We start from the raw sequence: 16,490 nt of genomic DNA on the forward strand, positions 1-16,490 counted from the left end.
ATGGTCATCGCGGTCTGCGCCTTCGGCCTGGCGCTCCACCCGGAGACCCGCACGGTCCGCACCGGTATCGGTTCGGCCGCGCCGACCCCGATCCGTGCCAAGGAGGCCGAGGCCTTCCTGAACGCGGCTCTGGAGGAGGGCGGCTTCTGGGAGAGCGGCAAGATCATCACCCCGTCGATCGCCAAGCAGTTCGCGGATCTGTGCTCCGGTGCCGCGAACCCGATCGACGACGTCCGCGGCACCGCCAAGTACCGCCGCCACGCCGTCGGCATCATGGCCCGCCGCCAGCTCGGCTGGACCTGGGAGCAGTACCGCGGCACCGGCCGCACGCTTGAGGGAGCTGCATAACCATGCGCGTCAATTTCACGGTCAACGGTCGTCCGCAGGAAGCCGACGACGTCTGGGAGGGCGAGTCCCTTCTCTACGTTCTGCGTGAGCGGATGGGGCTTCCCGGCTCCAAGAACGCCTGTGAGCAGGGCGAGTGCGGTTCCTGCACCGTGCGTCTCGACGGCGTGCCGGTCTGTTCCTGCCTGGTCGCCGCCGGTCAGGTCGAGGGCCGCGAGGTCGTCACCGTCGAGGGTCTGGCCGACTACGCCCAGCACCGCGAGGACGCCCACCCGGGCGGTGCCTGTGGCACCGGCGGCTGCGGCACCAGCCTCGACTCGGCGAAGAAGTGGCAGGCCAAGCCGGCCGACTCGCAGACCGGCGAGGGTGGCGAACTCTCGCCGATCCAGCAGGCGTTCATCGACGCCGGCGCCGTTCAGTGCGGCTTCTGCACCCCCGGTCTGCTGGTCGCCGCCGACGAGCTCCTGGAGCGCCGGAGCGACCCGTCCGACCAGGACATCCGCGAGGCGCTCTCCGGCAACCTCTGCCGCTGCACGGGTTACGAGAAGATCCTGGACGCGGTCCGCCTGGCCGCTGCCCGCCAGGAACGTCAGAAAGAGACGGTCTGATCATGGCTGGTACCACCACGGGTATCCCCACCAACGTCACGCAGGGCTCCCGGACCAAGGGCGGCATCGGCGAGTCCACGCTCCGCCCGGACGGCACCCTCAAGGTCACCGGTGAGTTCGCGTACTCCTCGGACATGTGGCACGAGGACATGCTGTGGGGCCAGATCCTGCGCTCCACCGTCGCGCACGCCGAGATCGTCTCCATCGACACCTCCGAGGCCGTGGCCATGTCGGGCGTCTACGCGGTGATGACGTACGACGACCTGCCGGCCGAGACGAAGTACTACGGCATGGAGTTCAAGGACACTCCGGTCCTGGCGCACGGCAAGGTCCGCCACCACGGTGAGCCGGTCGCCCTCGTGGCCGCCGACCACCCGGAGACCGCGCGCCGCGCCGCCGCGAAGATCAGGGTCGAGTACAAGGAGCTGCCGCTCGTCACCGACGAGGCCTCCGCGCTCGCTACCGACGCCGTGCTCGTGCACGAGAGCCGCGACGACCACCACGCCGGTCACGTCCCGCACCCGAACATCGTGCACCGCCAGCCGATCTTCCGCGGCGACGCGGACGAGGCCGCCAGGAAGGCCGACGTCATCGTCTCCGGCGAGTACACCTTCGGCATGCAGGACCAGGCCTTCCTCGGTCCGGAGTCCGGCCTCGCCGTGCCCGCCGAGGACGGCGGCGTCGACCTGTACTGCGCCACCCAGTGGCTGCACTCGGACCTGTACCAGATCGCTCCGGTCCTCGGCCTGCCCGAGGAGAAGGTGCGGATGACGATGGCCGGTGTGGGCGGCGCGTTCGGTGGTCGCGAGGACATCTCGATGCAGATCCACGCCTGCCTGCTGGCCCTGCGCACCGGCAAGCCCGTCAAGATCGTCTACAACCGCTTCGAGTCCTTCTTCGGTCATGTGCACCGCCACCCGGCGAAGCTCTGGTACGAGCACGGCGCCACCAAGGACGGCAAGATCACGCACATGAAGTGCCGGATCGTGCTGGACGGCGGCGCCTACGCGTCGTCCACGGCCTCGGTCGTCGGCAACGCCGCATCCCTCTCGGTCGGCCCATACGTCATCGACGACGTCGAGATCGAGGCGATCGGCCTCTACACGAACAATCCGCCCTGCGGTGCGATGCGCGGCTTCGGCGCCGTCCAGGCGTGCTTCGCGTACGAGGCGCAGATGGACAAGCTCGCCGCGAAGCTGGGCATGGACCCGGTGGAGCTGCGCCGGCTCAACGCCATGGAGCAGGGCACGATCATGCCGACCGGCCAGGTCGTGGACTCGCCGGCCCCGGTCGCCGAGCTGCTGCGCCGGGTCAAGGCACGCCCGATGCCGCCGGAGCGCCAGTGGGAGGTGGCCGGTGAGGGCGCGGACGTCCGCGCGTTGCCGGGCGGCCTCTCGAACACGACGCACGGCGAGGGCATCGTCCGCGGTGTCGGCTACGCGGTCGGCGTCAAGAACGTCGGCTTCTCCGAGGGCTTCGACGACTACTCGACCGCCAAGGTGCGCATCGAGGTCGTCAACGGCGAGCCCGTCGCGATGGTCCACACGGCCATGGCGGAGGTCGGCCAGGGCGGTGTGACCATCCACGCGCAGATCGTCCGTACCGAGCTGGGTGTCACGCAGGTGACCATCCACCCGGCCGACACCCAGGTCGGCTCCGCCGGTTCGACGTCCGCGGGCCGCCAGACGTACATGACCGGCGGCGCCATCAAGAACACCTGCGAACTCGTCCGGGAGAAGGTCCTGGAGATCGGCCGGCGCAAGTTCGGCTCGTACCACCCGGCGTGGGCCACGGCCGAACTGCTGCTGGAGGGCGGCAAGGTCGTCACCGACGGCGGCGAGGTCCTCTCCACCCTCGTGGACGTCCTGGAGGACGAGGCCGTGGAGGTCGAGGAGGAGTGGCGGCACCGCCCCACCGAGGCCTTCGACCTGCGCACCGGCCAGGGCAACGGCCATGTCCAGTACTCGTTCGCCGCGCACCGCGCGGTGGTCGAGGTGGACACCGAGCTCGGCCTGGTCAAGGTCGTCGAGCTGGCCGTTGCGCAGGACGTCGGCAAGGCGCTCAACCCGCTCTCCGTCGTCGGCCAGATCCAGGGTGGTACGACCCAGGGCCTGGGTGTCGCGGTGATGGAGGAGATCATCGTGGACCCGAAGACCGCGAAGGTGCGCAACCCCTCCTTCACGGACTACCTGATCCCGACCATCCTCGACACCCCGACCATCCCGGTCGACTACCTCGAGCTGGCGGATCCGAACGCGCCGTACGGGGTGCGTGGCATCGGGGAGGCCCCGACCCTGTCCGCGACGCCGGCGGTCCTCGCGGCGATCCGGAACGCGACCGGCCTGGAGCTCAACAAGACGCCGGTCCGCCCCGAGCACCTCACCGGGGTCTGACCGGCACCTTTCTCCAGGAGTGGATTCCGGGCGGCGCGTGCCGGTGCGCCGCGCCGCCCATCACTTCGGTATCTGACCTTCCGTCAGAATGGAACGTGTTCTAGTCTGCCGCGCATGGGCATCGGAATCACGCAAGAGCAGCGGGAGTTGGCCCGGTCCGTGCGCGGCTGGCTCGGTAGGGCCGTGCCGCCCGAAGATGTGCGCAAGCTCCTCGACGCGCCGGCCGACAGCGTCACCGGACGCCCCGCCCACTGGGACGGGCTCGCCGCGCAAGGGCTCCTCGGGATCCATCTGCCCGAGGAGTACGGGGGAGGGGGCGGCGATCTCGTCGATCTGGCCGTCGTGCTCGAGGAGGCCGCGAGGGCGCTGCTCCCGGGGCCGTACCTGCCCTCCGTTCTCGCCGGCGAGGTCCTGGCCCGGGCCGGACAGCGGGAGCTGACCGCCGCACTCGCCGCAGGGGAGCGCATCGGGGCCGTCGCCCTCGCGCCCGGCGGACTGACCGCCGTCGAGACCGAGGGCGGGCTGCTCCTCGACGGGGCCGCGCCGCCCGTCCTCGGCGGCTCCCAGGCCGATGTGCTGATCCTCGCCGTGAGCACCGCGCGCGGCACGGTCTGGGCCGCCGTGGACGCCGACACCCTCGCCGTACGCCCGCACCGGAGCGCCGATCCCACCCGCCCCACCGCCGAGGTCACCGCGGCCGGGGCACTCGTGCCCGCGCACCGGATCCTGGGTCTCGACCCGGACCTCGTCACGGATCTCGCGGCCGTGCTGTACGCCGCCGACGCCTGCGGGAACGCCGCCCGGGCGCTGGAGACGGCCGCGGAGTACGCCAAGGTGCGCGAGCAGTTCGGCCGGCCCATCGGGCAGTTCCAGGGGGTCAAGCACCTCTGCGCCGACATGCTCGTACGGGTCGAGCAGGCCCGCGCCCTCACCTGGGACGCGGCCCGGTCCACCGAGGACGCGTCCCGTTCCCTGACCGCCGCGCTCGCCGCCGCCACCGCCCTCGACGCCGCCTACGACTGCGCCAAGGACTGCATCCAGATCCTCGGCGGCATCGGCTTCACCTGGGAGCACGACGCCCATCTCACCCTGCGCCGGGCCCTCGTCGCACGCCAGCTCCTCGGCCCCGGCGACACCCACCGCGCACACGCCGTCCGGCTCGCCGCGCAGGGCACCAGGCGCGAACTCCGGCTCGAACTGCCGCCCGAGGCCGACGCGTTCCGCGCCGAAGCACGCGCGGCGATCGCCCCCGCCGCAGGCCTCGACCCGGGAGACGCCCGCCGCACCCTTGCCGACACCGGCCATGCCGCCCCGCATCTGCCGCCGCCCTACGGCCTGGGCGCGGGACCGCTCCAGCAGCTCGCCGTACAGCGGGAGCTGGACGCGGCCGGCGTCAAGCTCAGCGGGCTCGGGATCGCGACCTGGGTCGTTCCCTCCCTCCTCGCGTACGGGACGGCGGAGCAGCGGGAGCGCCACCTCGGTCCGACCCTGCGGGGCGAGCTGCTGTGGTGCCAGCTGTTCTCCGAGCCCGGCGCCGGGTCCGATCTCGCCTCCCTGCGCACCAGGGCGGAACGGACCGAGGACGGTCGCTGGCGGATCAACGGGCAGAAGGTGTGGACGAGCGCCGCCCAGTGGGCCGACCACGGCATCCTGCTCGCCCGGACCGACCCGGACGCCCCCAAACACCGGGGGCTCACGTACTTCCTCGTCGACATGAAGAACACCCCGGGGATCGACATCCGGCCGCTGAAGGAGATCACCGGCGACTCGCTCTTCAACGAGGTGTACTTCGACGACGTCCTGCTGCCGGCCGACGCCGTCGTCGGCGAGGTCAACGACGGCTGGAAGGTCGCCCGCAACACCCTCGGCAACGAACGCGTCCACATGGCCGACCAGGTCGCCTTCGACTCCGGCCTGGAGGCGCTGATCGACCGGGCGGCCGACGCCGACAGCACCGTACGGGTACGGATCGGGGCGCTCGCCGCCGAGGCGCACGCGCTCGCCTGCATCGGGTTGCGGACCACGATGCTCCAGGTCTCCGGGCTGGAACCGGGCGCGGGTGCGTCCGTCCGCAAGCTCGTCCAGACCGTCCACCAGCAGAAGGTCGCCGAGCTCACGCTCGAACTGCTCGGCCCCGAGGGAGCGGTACGGGAGGGCGCGGGGGAACGGGCCGTCCACGGCCTGCTGATGTCCCGCTGCCTGACCATCGCGGGCGGCACCACGCAGGTCCAGCTCAATGTCGTCGCCGAGCGCCTGCTCGGCCTGCCGAGAGACTGAGGGGAACCGAAGATGGGGAAGGCGTACATCGTCGGCGTCGGGATGACGAAGTTCGAGAAGCCCGAGACGCGCGACTGGCAGTACTGGGACATGGCGCGCGAGGCGGGGACGGCGGCGCTCGCCGACGCCGGGATCTCGTACGCGCAGGTGGAGCAGGTGCCCGTCGGCTACTGCTTCCAGGCGTCGACGGCCGGGCAGCGCGCCGCGTACGAACTCGGCCTGTCCGGCGTCCCCGTCTACAACGTCAACAACAACTGCGCGACGGCGTCCACGGCGCTGATGATGGCCCGGCAGTTCGTGGAGGGCGGGATCTCCGACTGCGTCCTCGCCCTCGGCTTCGAGAAGATGGCGCGGGGGGCGCTGGGCGGGGGATCCGACGGAGGTGACTTCAAGACGTCGCCGGTCGCGCGGCACTACGGGATCATGGCCGCCGCCCACGGCTTCGAGATGTCCCCGCCGACCGCGCAGATCTTCGGGAACGCGGCCCGGGAACACATGGAGCGGTACGGGACGACGGAGGTCCAGCTCGCCGCCGTCGGCGCCAAGAACCACCGGCACTCGGCGAACAACCCCAACGCCCAGTTCCAGGACGTGTACTCGGTCGACGAGATCCTCGCGGCGAAGACGATCCACCGGCCGCTGACCAAACTGCAGTGCTCGCCGACCTCGGACGGCTCCGCGGCGGCGGTCGTGGTCTCGGAGCGGTTCGTCGTCGAGCACGGGCTGCACGACAAGGCCGTCGAGATCGCGGCGCAGGCCATGACGACCGACACCGGGGAGTCCTTCGACTCGGGATCGTGCATCGACGCGGTGGGCCGGCCGATGTCCCGCGCCGCCGCCCGGCAGGTGTACGAGCGCTCCGGCCTCGGCATCGAGGACGTGGACGTGGTGGAACTGCACGACTGCTTCTCCATCAACGAGCTCCTGACCTACGAGGCCCTCGGCATGTGCGAGGAGGGCGCGTCCGGCAAGCTCGTCGAGTCGGGCGCGACGACGTACGGCGGGCGGTGGGTGGTGAACCCCTCGGGCGGGCTGATCTCGAAGGGCCATCCGCTGGGCGCCACCGGTCTGGCCCAGGCCGCCGAACTGGTCTGGCAGCTGAGGGGCGAGGCCGGCGCCCGCCAGGTCGAGGGCGCCCGCGTCGGCCTCGCGCACAACATAGGGCTCGGCGGCGCGGCGGTGGTGACCATGCTCCGGAGGTCGTAGGACCGAATCCCGATGTACGGGGCACGGGCCGTCTGCGACCATCACACACATGGTCCGCACCGAGTCAGTCACCGAGCAGTCCGCCTCCCTACGCCCCGCTCCGCGCACCTGGCTCGTGGTACTCGCCGCGTGCGCGGGGCAGTTCCTGGTGGTGCTCGACGTGTCGGTGGTGAACGTCGCGCTCCCGTCGATGCGGACCGACCTCGGCCTCTCGGCCACCGGACTGCAGTGGGTCCTCAGCGCCTACTCCATCGCCTTCGCCGGATTCATGCTGCTCGGCGGCCGGGCGGCCGATCTCTTCGGCCGGAAGCGGATGTTCCTGCTCGGTCTCGGGCTCTTCACGGCCGCCTCCGTCGCCGGCGGGCTCGCGCAGGAGGGCTGGCAACTGATCGCGGCCCGCGCGGCACAAGGTCTCGGCGCCGCGGTGCTCGCGCCGGCGACGCTCACCATCGTGACCGCCGCCGTACCGGTCGGGCCCGCGCGCACCCGGGCCATCGGCACCTGGACGGCGGTCGGCGCGGCCGGCGGCGCGGCGGGCGCGTTCGTCGGCGGTGTGCTGGTGGACCTGCTCTCCTGGCGCTGGGTCCTCCTGATCAACGTCCCGGTCGGCGTCCTGGTCCTGGTGGGCGCCATGCTGTGGCTGAGCGAGAGCCGGACCGGGGGCGGCCGTCGGCTGGACCTGCCGGGCGCCGTCCTGGTCACCGCCGGCCTCGCCGCCGTCGCGTACGGCATCGTGCAGACGGAGGAAGTCGGCTGGGGGGATCCGGCCACGCTGCTGCCCCTGTCCGGCGGCCTGGTGCTGCTCGGGGTCTTCGTCGCCGTCGAGGCGCGCACGGCAGCCCCGTTGATGCCGCTGAAGGTGTTCCGCTCGCGCGCCGTCGCGGCCGCCAACGTGGCGATCCTGGTGTGCGGTTCGACCTCCTTCGCCATGTGGTTCTTCATGACGGTGTACGCGCAGAACGTCCTCGGCTACACCCCGCTCCAGGCCGGTCTCGCCCTGGTGCCCAGCTCGGTCAGCGTCATCGTCGGCTCCAAGCTGGCCCCGCGTCTGATGCCGGCGGCAGGCGCCCGCAACCTCGCCGTCATCGGCGCACTCGTCGCCGCGACCGGCTTCGGCTGGCAGTCGACGATGACCGCCGACGACACCTTCCTCACCGTCATCCTGGGTCCCGGCATCCTGATGATGCTCGGTATGGGCCTGCTCACCACCCCCCTCGCCACGCTCGCCACCTCGAGCGCCGCCCCCGGCGACGCGGGTCTCGTCTCCGGCCTCGTCAACACCTCCCGCACGATGGGCGGCGCGCTGGGCCTGGCCGTCCTCTCCACCGTCGCGGTGGCACGGACCGGCGGCGCCACGACCCCCGAGGCGCTGACCGAGGGCTACGCCCTGGCCTTCCGTACGGCGACGGGCGTGCTGGTCGCCGCGGCGGCCCTCATGCTGCTCTGGCTGCCGCGGCCGGAGCCCAGGGCCTGACGACCCGGAACCGATCGCTCAAGAGCCGACCGCCCAGGAACCGACGGCTCAGAGCCAGCCCTGCTGCCGGGCCGCCCGCACCGCCTCCATACGGTTGTGGGTGCCCGTCTTGCCGATGGCGGACGAGAGATGGTTCCGGACGGTCGACTCGGACAGACGCAGGGTCGTGGCGATGTCGGCGATCGTCGCACCGTCCACGGACGCGCCCAGGGCGTCCCGTTCGCGTGTGGTCAGCGGATTCGGGCCCGCGCTCAGAGCGGCGGCGGCGAGCGCCGGGTCGATGACCGTCTCCCCCCGAAGGACCTGCCGGATCGCCACCGCCAGCTCCTCCACCGGGCCGTCCTTCACCAGGAACCCGGCCGCCCCGGCCTCCATCGCCCGGCGCAGATGGCCGGGGCGCCCGAAGGTCGTGAGGATGAGGACCCGGCAGTCGGGGACCTCGTCACGGAGATCCGCGGCGGCGTCGAGGCCGGAACGGCCCGGAAGTTCGATGTCGAGGAGAGCCACCTCGGGCCGGCTGTTCAGCGCCGCGTCGACGATCTCGTCACCCCGCCCCACCTGGGCGACGACTTCGATGTCGGGCTCCATCCCGAGCAACAGCGCCAGCGCGCCCCGCATCATCCCTTGGTCTTCGGCGAGCAGAACTCTGATCATCCCGTGGTCTCCCACTCCTGCGACGCCTGGGTCTCTCACGGGGAGTTCCGCGGTGACCCGGAACCCTCCGCGCGGGGCGGGTCCCTAGTCAAGGGTGCCGCCTGCGGCCGCGACCCGCTCGCGCAGGCCCTTCCGGCCGTCACGCGTGTCGCCGTCACGGCCGCTGCCGGTGACGGCCGGCGTCGCCGCCTCGGCCGTGCCGCATGCCGGTCCCGTTCCGGGTTGCCGCCCACCTCGACCTCGCGGCGCCCCCTCGCGCCGGACACGGCAGCTGACGTACCGTCAGACATGAGCGTCAGGGGGTTCTCAACTCACCCCCGCTGGGCTATACATGAGGATCTACCGACCTAGAACGCGTTCTAGAACGGGCGTGTACGGGACGGTCCCGCACGGCCTCGGTGCGGCCGACGGTGCGGACGGTCGCACCGAGGTCTTCCCTCTTCACGGATCCTCCGGGATCTCCAAGGAGCAGCATCCCGATGCCCATTGACGCCGCCAAGGCCGTGGCCGCCGAGCCCCGCAGCGCCGAGATCGCCTGGGACCACAAGGACATCCAGCTCTACCACCTCGGACTCGGTGCCGGTGTCCCGGCCACCGACCCCGACGAGCTCCGCTACACCCTCGAATCCCGGCTGCACGTCCTGCCCAGCTTCGCCACCGTCGCCGGCGCCGGCATGGGAGTCGTCGGCGGACTCTCCGCGCCCGGCATCGACATCAACCTCGCCGCAGTCCTGCACGGCGGCCAGACGATCACCCTCCACCGGCCCATCCCCGTCAAGGGCAAGGCCGTGACCACCTCGCGCGTCGCCGCCGTCCACGACAAGGGCAAGGCCGCCGTCCTCGTCCTGCGCTCCGAGGTCGCCGACGACGATGGCCCGCTCTGGACCAGCGACGCTCAGATCTTCGTACGGGGAGAGGGTGGCTGGGGCGGCGACCGAGGGCCCTCCGAGCGCCTCGAACTCCCCGGCCGCGAGCCCGACAAGACCGTCGAGCGGGCCATCCGCCCGGACCAGGCCCTGCTCTACCGGCTCTCCGGCGACTGGAACCCGCTCCACGCCGACCCCGAGTTCGCCGAGCTCGCCGGCTTCGACCGGCCGATCCTCCACGGACTCTGCACGTACGGCATGACCCTCAAGGCGGTGGTGGACACGGTGCTCGGCGGAGACGTCGCCCGAGTCCGGTCCTACCGCACCCGTTTCGCCGGGATCGTCTTCCCAGGCGAGACCCTGCGTATCCGGATCTGGCAGGACTCTCCCGAGCCCGGCCGCGTCCAGGTGTCGGTCACGGCGGTCGAGCGCGACGACGCTCCGGTGCTCGCCGACACCCTCGTCGAGTATTCGTGATTGGAGCCCGCACCATGCGCGCAGCCGTACTGCACGAGATCGGCCAGGACAAACTGGAGGTCCTCGACGACGTCGAGGCGGTGGGCTTCGGCCCCGGCAAGGTGAAGATCCGGGTCAGGGCGACCGGACTGTGCCACTCCGACGTCTCCGCCATGAGCGGCGTGCTCCCGCAGCCCGCGCCGTTCATTCCCGGCCATGAAGGCGCGGGCGAGATCCTCGACGTCGGCGACGGCGTCACCGGGCTGAGCGAAGGGCAGCGGGTGCTGCTGTGCTGGCTGCCCGCCTGTGGGGTCTGTCCTGCCTGCAAGCGCGGTCAGACGCAGCTGTGTCTGGCCGGATTCATGAACGCCGGCACCCCCAACTTCCGCAGGCCCGGAGGGGAGGTCTTCGGTTTCGCGGGGACCGGCACGTTCACCGAGGAGGTCGTCGTCGACGCCGGCTGCGCCGTGCCGATCCCCGATGACGTGCCCTTCGACATCGCCGCCCTCATCGGCTGCGGCGTCACCACCGGGCTCGGTGCGGCCATCAACACGGCGCGGGTGCAGGCCGGTTCCTCGGTCGCCGTCATCGGCTGCGGGGGTGTGGGCATCTCGGCGATCCAGGGGGCCAAGCTCCAGGGGGCCGCCCAGATCGTCGCCGTCGACCCGGTCGAGTCCCGGCGCGAGGCGGCCCTGCGCTTCGGCGCGACGGAGGCCGTCGCGCCCGACGGGCTCGCCGACGCCAAGCAGCGGATCACCGCGGGCGAGGGCTTCGACTACGTCTTCGAGGTCGTCGGCAAGTCCGCCACCGCCCGCACCGCGTACGAGACGACCCGGCGCGGCGGGACGCTCTGCGTGGTCGGCGCGGGCGCGCTCGACGACTTCCTGCAGCTCAACATGTTCGAGCTGTTCTTCGACGAGAAGAAGATCCTGCCGTCGATGTACGGCGGCGGTGACGTGCTGCACTCGTACGAGCGGGCCATCGCGCTCTGGCGGGCGGGCCGGATCGACCTGGAGTCGCTCATCACCCACCGGGTGCCGCTCTCCGGGATCAACGAGGCGATCGAGCAGATGCGTACGGGTGTCGCGCTGCGTACCTGCATCGAGATCTGAGAGGACCACGACACATGTCACTCCCCCTTGAGGGTCTGTCCGCGATCGTCACGGGCGCCGGCCGGGGTCTCGGCCGGGCCGAGGCGCTGGAACTCGCCCGGCTGGGCGCGTCCGTCGTCGTCAACGACTACGGGCAGGCGGGGCGGGACGGCTCCGGTGCTGCGTCGGCCGCGCCCGCCGAGGAGGTCGCGGCGGAGATCCGCGCGGCGGGCGGCCGGGCGGTGGCGCACCTGGGCGACGTCGCCGACTTCGAGACCGCGCGGGGCCTTGTCGACCTGGCGGTCGACGAGTTCGGCAAGCTGGACGTCCTGGTCAACAACGCGGGCATTCTGCGGGACCGGATGGTCTTCTCGATGAGTGAGGAGGAGTGGGACTCGGTGATCCGGGTCCACCTCAAGGGGCACTTCAACACCACGCACTTCGCGGCGGTGCACTGGCGCGGGAGGGCGAAGGCGGGGGAGTCCGGGGTGTACGGCCGGATCGTCAACACCTCGTCCGAGGCCTTCCTCGCGGGCTCCGCCGGGCAGCCGAACTACGCGGCGGCCAAGGGCGGGATCGTGGGTCTCACGACCTCGACTGCGTTGGCGCTGGCCAAGTACGGCGTCACGGCGAACGCGATCTGCCCGCGGGCGCGCACCCGTATGACGGAGGACGTCTTCGCGGGCTTCGCGGAGCCGGCGGCGGGGGAGCTGGACGCGCTGGCGCCGGAGCATGTGGCCCCGCTGGTCGGCTACCTGGCCTCGCCGGCGGCGGCGTCGGTCAACGGCCAGCTGCTGGTGGTCCACGGCGGGATGGTCGCGATCGTGGACCGCCCGAGGGTGACGGCCAAGTTCGACACGTCGAAGGACGCGTTCACGTACGAGGAACTGGACGGGCTGCTGTCCCCGCACTACGCGTCGCGCCCGGCGGGCGAGACGTTCGCGGCGGCGGAGGTCCTGGGGCTGAAGAGGGGCTGAGGGGTGGGGGCGGCGGAGACGCTGCGCGTGGTGCGCAGTGCAGCGCCCAGTAACGATCACGCAATGACGCATGCCAAAAGTGGAACTGGTGTGCGGATCTCGGGCAGGCTCAGGAGGTTTCGTGTAGGCACAACATAAGTAAGGCTCGCCCATGCGTGTTCGTTGGGTCCGTAGCCCTCGGCTGTTTCCACCGGGTCGTTCCGGTAGACGCAGGCTGAGGGCTACGGCTCTTTTCGTCCTTGTCTTTTTCTCCGGCATGCTCACCACAGAGACGGCGATGGCCATGGGGGCCACTCTCTCGCCGGTGAAGATGCCCCGATTCTCCCTCTCCGGACTTTGGAGATGGGCCAACGAGAACCCTCTCGACACTCCTGACCAGCAGGGCGGTACCGCCCGCGGCAAGGGGCATCACGCCTCGTCCGACGCCACCAGCACCGAGGGCGACGCCGGACGCAAACCCGGTAAGGGCAAGGGTGAACTCGACCCGTACGAGCGGTACACCGACAGCCCGGGCACGTCGACCACCGGCACCGCCAAGGGCAACGCCAAGAGCTTCGACGCGCGCACGAGCAAGCGCGATGCGAAGAAGTCGACGGCCACCTCGGACTACTACGTCAACGCCGACGGCTCCACGACCGTGCGCCACTACACGGGCCGGGCCAACTTCAAGGGCGCCGACGGCACGTGGAAGCCGATCGACACCCGGCTGACCGAGGACACCGACGGCAGGCTCCAGCAGAGCGCAAACTCGCTGGACGTCGAGTTTGCGCCGACCGCCGCGGACCAGCAGCTGGCATCCGTGGACTTCGGTGCGGGCCGCTCCCTCGCGTACGCCCTGCGGGGCGCCACCAAGGCCGAACCCACCGTCGCCGCCAACGGCACGGTGACCTACCCCGAGGTCCTGCCCGACACCGATCTGCAGATCATTCCCCTCGCCGAGGGCTTCAAGGAGAACATCGTCCTGAAGTCCCCGAACGCCGGGAACTCATGGATCTTTCCTCTTGAGGTCCAGGGACTGACCCCGCGGATCGCCGCCGATGGCGACGTGGAGTTCACCGACGCCGACGGGAAGGTGATCGCGACCATCCCGCACGCGTTCATGGAGGACTCCACGGTCGACCCGCGCTCCGGCGACGCGGCGGAGTCCCGGGCCGTGGACTACGAGCTCACGACCGTCGACGGCAAGCCGGCGCTGCGGATGACTGCGGACCGTGCCTGGCTGGACGACCCCGCGCGGGTCTACCCGGTGACCGTCGACCCGACGGTGACCGCGTCCAATTCCACGTACGTCCAGAGCAACTACGCTGCGGACCGCTCCACCGAGAGCATGATCAAGGTCGGCTCGTACGACTCCGGCGTCAACAAGGCGAACTCCTTCCTGCAGTTCCCCTCGCTGAGCACCACGCTCGCGGGCCAGCGGGTCACCGCCGCCACCCTGAACGTCTACGCCATCTGGTCCTCGACCTGTACGGCCAAGCCGTTCTCGGTCCATCCGGTGACCCAGTCCTGGTCACCGACCACGACCACGACCTACCCCGGCCCGACGTACAGCGCAGCCATCGGCACGACGACGCCCGCGCCCGGAGCCTCCTGCTCCAACGACAACGACGTGGCGACGGTCGGCGTGAAGATGCCGGTGTCGCTGTCGACGTCCTGGTTCACCCAGGTCGCCACCGGCGGCGCCAACTACGGTCTCGCGCTCACCGCACCGACCAACGACATGCTGCACTGGAAGAAGTTCCACTCGGACAACTCGGCGACCGCCGGTTTCCGTCCGGCGCTGGACCTGACCTACACGGCGAACACGAAGCCGCAGGTCAACGCCCAGTACCCGCCGGAGAACTTCCAGGCCAACACCCTCCAGCCCGAGCTGCTCGTCTACGCGAGCGATGCCGACAACTGGCCCGAGGCCCTGTCGTACTCCTTCGAGGTCTACGACGCCGACAGTGGCTCCACCACGCCCGTGGCCACGTCCGGCGTCACCGCGGAGCGTGCCTGGAAGGTACCGGCCGGAAAGCTGAGTTGGTCGAAGAACTACGACTGGTACGTCAGCGTCACCGACGGCTACGACTCGGTGCTCTACTCAGCCAGCCGCTTCTCCACAGCTGTTCCGCAGCCGCCGGTGACCTCGGGTCTCGCGCAGAACACCGACGGCCATGAGTTCGACCCGTCGGACGGCAACTACACGACCGAGGACACCGATGCCGATGTGCCGGTGATCGGCCCGTCCCTGGAGATCGACCGGTCGTACAACAGCCTCGACCCGCGGATCGACAGCGCCTTCGGTGCCGGCTGGTCCACGGTCGTCGACATGAAGGCGGCCGAGACCAAGGACAGTGCCGGGACGGTCACCAGCGTCGTGATCACCTACCCGGGCGGCGAGCAGGTCGCGTTCGGGCGCAACAGCAACGGCACCTTCGTGCCGCCCCTGGGCCGCTACGCGCGCCTGGAATCGGTGACGACCCCCGCCGTCGGCTACAAGCTGACGGACAAGGACTTCACCGCCTACTCCTTCACGCAGGCGACCACCAAGGCCGGCGTCTACGCGATATCCAGCATCAAGGACTTCGCCGGCCGCGCGGAGACGTTCGCGTACGACGCGAACAAGCGGCTGACGAAGATAACCAACGAGACGTCCAAGCGGTCGCTGACCCTCGCCTGGTTCCAGCCGGCCGGAGCCACCGCCTGGCACGTCCAGACGGTCGCCACCGACCCGTCCACCGCGGGCGACTCGGCCACGGCCCAGACCTGGCAGTACGGCTACACCGGCGATCAGCTCACCAAGGTGTGTCCGCCCGCCGACTGGGCCAAGTGCACGACGTACACGTACGCCACCGGCAACCACCACCGGACCACGGTCCTGGATGCCGACCCGTACGCGTACTGGCGACTGGGCGAGACGGCCGGTGAGACGGTCACCAAGGACACCGTCGACTCCAACCAGGGCAAGTACAACGGTCTGTACCGCAATGTCACCCTGGGCAGCTCGTCCGTGCTGGCCGGGTCGACACAGAAGACGGCCACGTTCAACGGCACGACGTCGTACGTGGAGATGCCCAGCGCCCCTGGCGCCACGCCGTCGTACACAACGATCTCGTTGTGGTTCAAGACCACGCAGGCCGGCGGAGTCCTCTTCTACTACGGCGACAAGCCGCTGAGCGTCGCCGACCCGGTCGCATCCACGACGTACAACACCCCGGCGCTGTACGTCGGCACCGACGGCAAGCTCCGAGGCTGCCTGGCCACCGGCACGTGCGGCACCACGATCACCTCCGCCGCGTCCGTCAACGACGGACAGTGGCATCAGGCGGTCCTCACCGGAGCGGGTAACACCCAGACGCTTTACCTGGACGGTGTCGCACAGGGCAGCAAGGCCGGCCAGATCAAGGACTGGAACACCCCGTACATCAGCCTCGGCGCGGGTGTGAACAACCGCGGCTGGCCCGCGATGAACGCGAACGACCAGCTTGGCCACTTCTCCGGCCAGCTCGCCGAGGCCGCGATCTACACCGAGCCGCTCACCCAGGATGTGATCTCCGCGCAGTACCAGGCGGCGAAGCGGGCCGCCGGTCTGCTTCAGACGATCACCACCCCGGGCGGCAAGACCCAGGCCTCGGTCGTCTACGGCACCACCGATGACCTGGTTCTCCAGGCCACGGACGGTAACGGTGGTACGTGGAAGCTCAACCCGGCCACGGTCACCGGTTCGTCGCAGGTGTACCGCTCGGCCGTGATGGGTTCCGCCCCCGCCGGTTACTGGCGTCTGGACGACACCCAGGCCGCGCCGCAGGCCGCGAACCAGGTCAACACCGGTTTCGGCACGTACGACACCGTCACGCAGGGTGTGGCGGGACCGTTCGGCGCGACCGATGCCACGGCGGCGTCGTTCAACGGCACGAGTTCGTTCGTTGAGGTGCCGTACGGGCCGCTGCATGCCAACCCGGACCGCTCGGTCGAGCTGTGGTTCAAGACGACCAAGCCCGGCGTCCTCATGAGTGACCAGTCCCGGACGCTGGACGACCCGGCGGGTGTCGGTGGCTCGTACAGTGACCTGCTCTACGTCGGAACCGACAACAAGCTGCACGGCCACTGGTGGAACAGCACCTGCAACGGCACCGCCACGCTGGGCTCCACGGCGACCGT

10 protein-coding genes and 1 pseudogene are annotated in these 16,490 nt (G+C 70.6%); 10 read left to right on the top strand and 1 reads right to left on the bottom strand.

Annotated features, from left to right (window positions below):
* The 6 genes and pseudogenes from ACZ561_RS39825 to ACZ561_RS39850 all read left to right on the top strand — a co-directional run.
* Positions 1–348 (top strand): annotated as a pseudogene (locus ACZ561_RS39825) (FAD binding domain-containing protein); the annotation flags it as partial.
* A gap of 2 nt (positions 349–350) precedes the next feature.
* Entirely contained in the window at positions 351–953 is a 603-nt protein-coding gene (locus ACZ561_RS39830; protein WP_471005010.1) for a (2Fe-2S)-binding protein, read from the top strand.
* Between the two features lie 2 nt (positions 954–955).
* Positions 956–3,346, top strand: coding sequence for a xanthine dehydrogenase family protein molybdopterin-binding subunit (locus tag ACZ561_RS39835; protein WP_471005012.1), 2,391 nt, complete (start codon positions 956–958; stop codon positions 3,344–3,346).
* Between the two features lie 114 nt (positions 3,347–3,460).
* Positions 3,461–5,623: an acyl-CoA dehydrogenase gene (locus tag ACZ561_RS39840; protein WP_471005014.1), complete on the top strand. Its 2,163-nt coding sequence runs from the start codon at positions 3,461–3,463 to the stop codon at positions 5,621–5,623.
* 12 nt (positions 5,624–5,635) lie between these two features.
* Positions 5,636–6,829, top strand: coding sequence for a lipid-transfer protein (locus ACZ561_RS39845; RefSeq protein WP_471005016.1), 1,194 nt, complete (start codon positions 5,636–5,638; stop codon positions 6,827–6,829).
* Positions 6,830–6,878: 49 nt separating this feature from the next.
* Positions 6,879–8,303, top strand: coding sequence for an MFS transporter (locus ACZ561_RS39850; RefSeq protein WP_471005019.1), 1,425 nt, complete (start codon positions 6,879–6,881; stop codon positions 8,301–8,303).
* Between the two features lie 48 nt (positions 8,304–8,351).
* On the opposite strand, the gene ACZ561_RS39855 is transcribed toward ACZ561_RS39850, so the two are convergent.
* On the bottom strand, positions 8,352–8,957 hold the full coding sequence (locus ACZ561_RS39855) for a response regulator (RefSeq protein WP_471005021.1): 606 nt from the start codon (positions 8,955–8,957) through the stop codon (positions 8,352–8,354).
* 479 nt (positions 8,958–9,436) lie between these two features.
* On the opposite strand from ACZ561_RS39855, the gene ACZ561_RS39860 reads away from it, so the two are divergent.
* From ACZ561_RS39860 to ACZ561_RS39875, 4 genes are all read left to right on the top strand, one after another.
* On the top strand, positions 9,437–10,300 hold the full coding sequence (locus tag ACZ561_RS39860; protein ID WP_471005023.1) for a MaoC/PaaZ C-terminal domain-containing protein: 864 nt from the start codon (positions 9,437–9,439) through the stop codon (positions 10,298–10,300).
* 14 nt (positions 10,301–10,314) lie between these two features.
* A complete protein-coding gene (locus ACZ561_RS39865; protein ID WP_471005025.1) occupies positions 10,315–11,391 on the top strand; it encodes a Zn-dependent alcohol dehydrogenase in 1,077 nt (358 codons plus the stop codon).
* 14 nt (positions 11,392–11,405) lie between these two features.
* Entirely contained in the window at positions 11,406–12,347 is a 942-nt protein-coding gene (locus tag ACZ561_RS39870; RefSeq protein WP_471005027.1) for a 3-oxoacyl-ACP reductase, read from the top strand.
* Positions 12,348–12,603: 256 nt separating this feature from the next.
* The coding region (locus tag ACZ561_RS39875) for a LamG-like jellyroll fold domain-containing protein (RefSeq protein ID WP_471005029.1) at positions 12,604–16,490 on the top strand (3,887 nt) is incomplete at its 3' end.

The organism is Streptomyces sp. NPDC039609 (assembly GCF_055596705.1).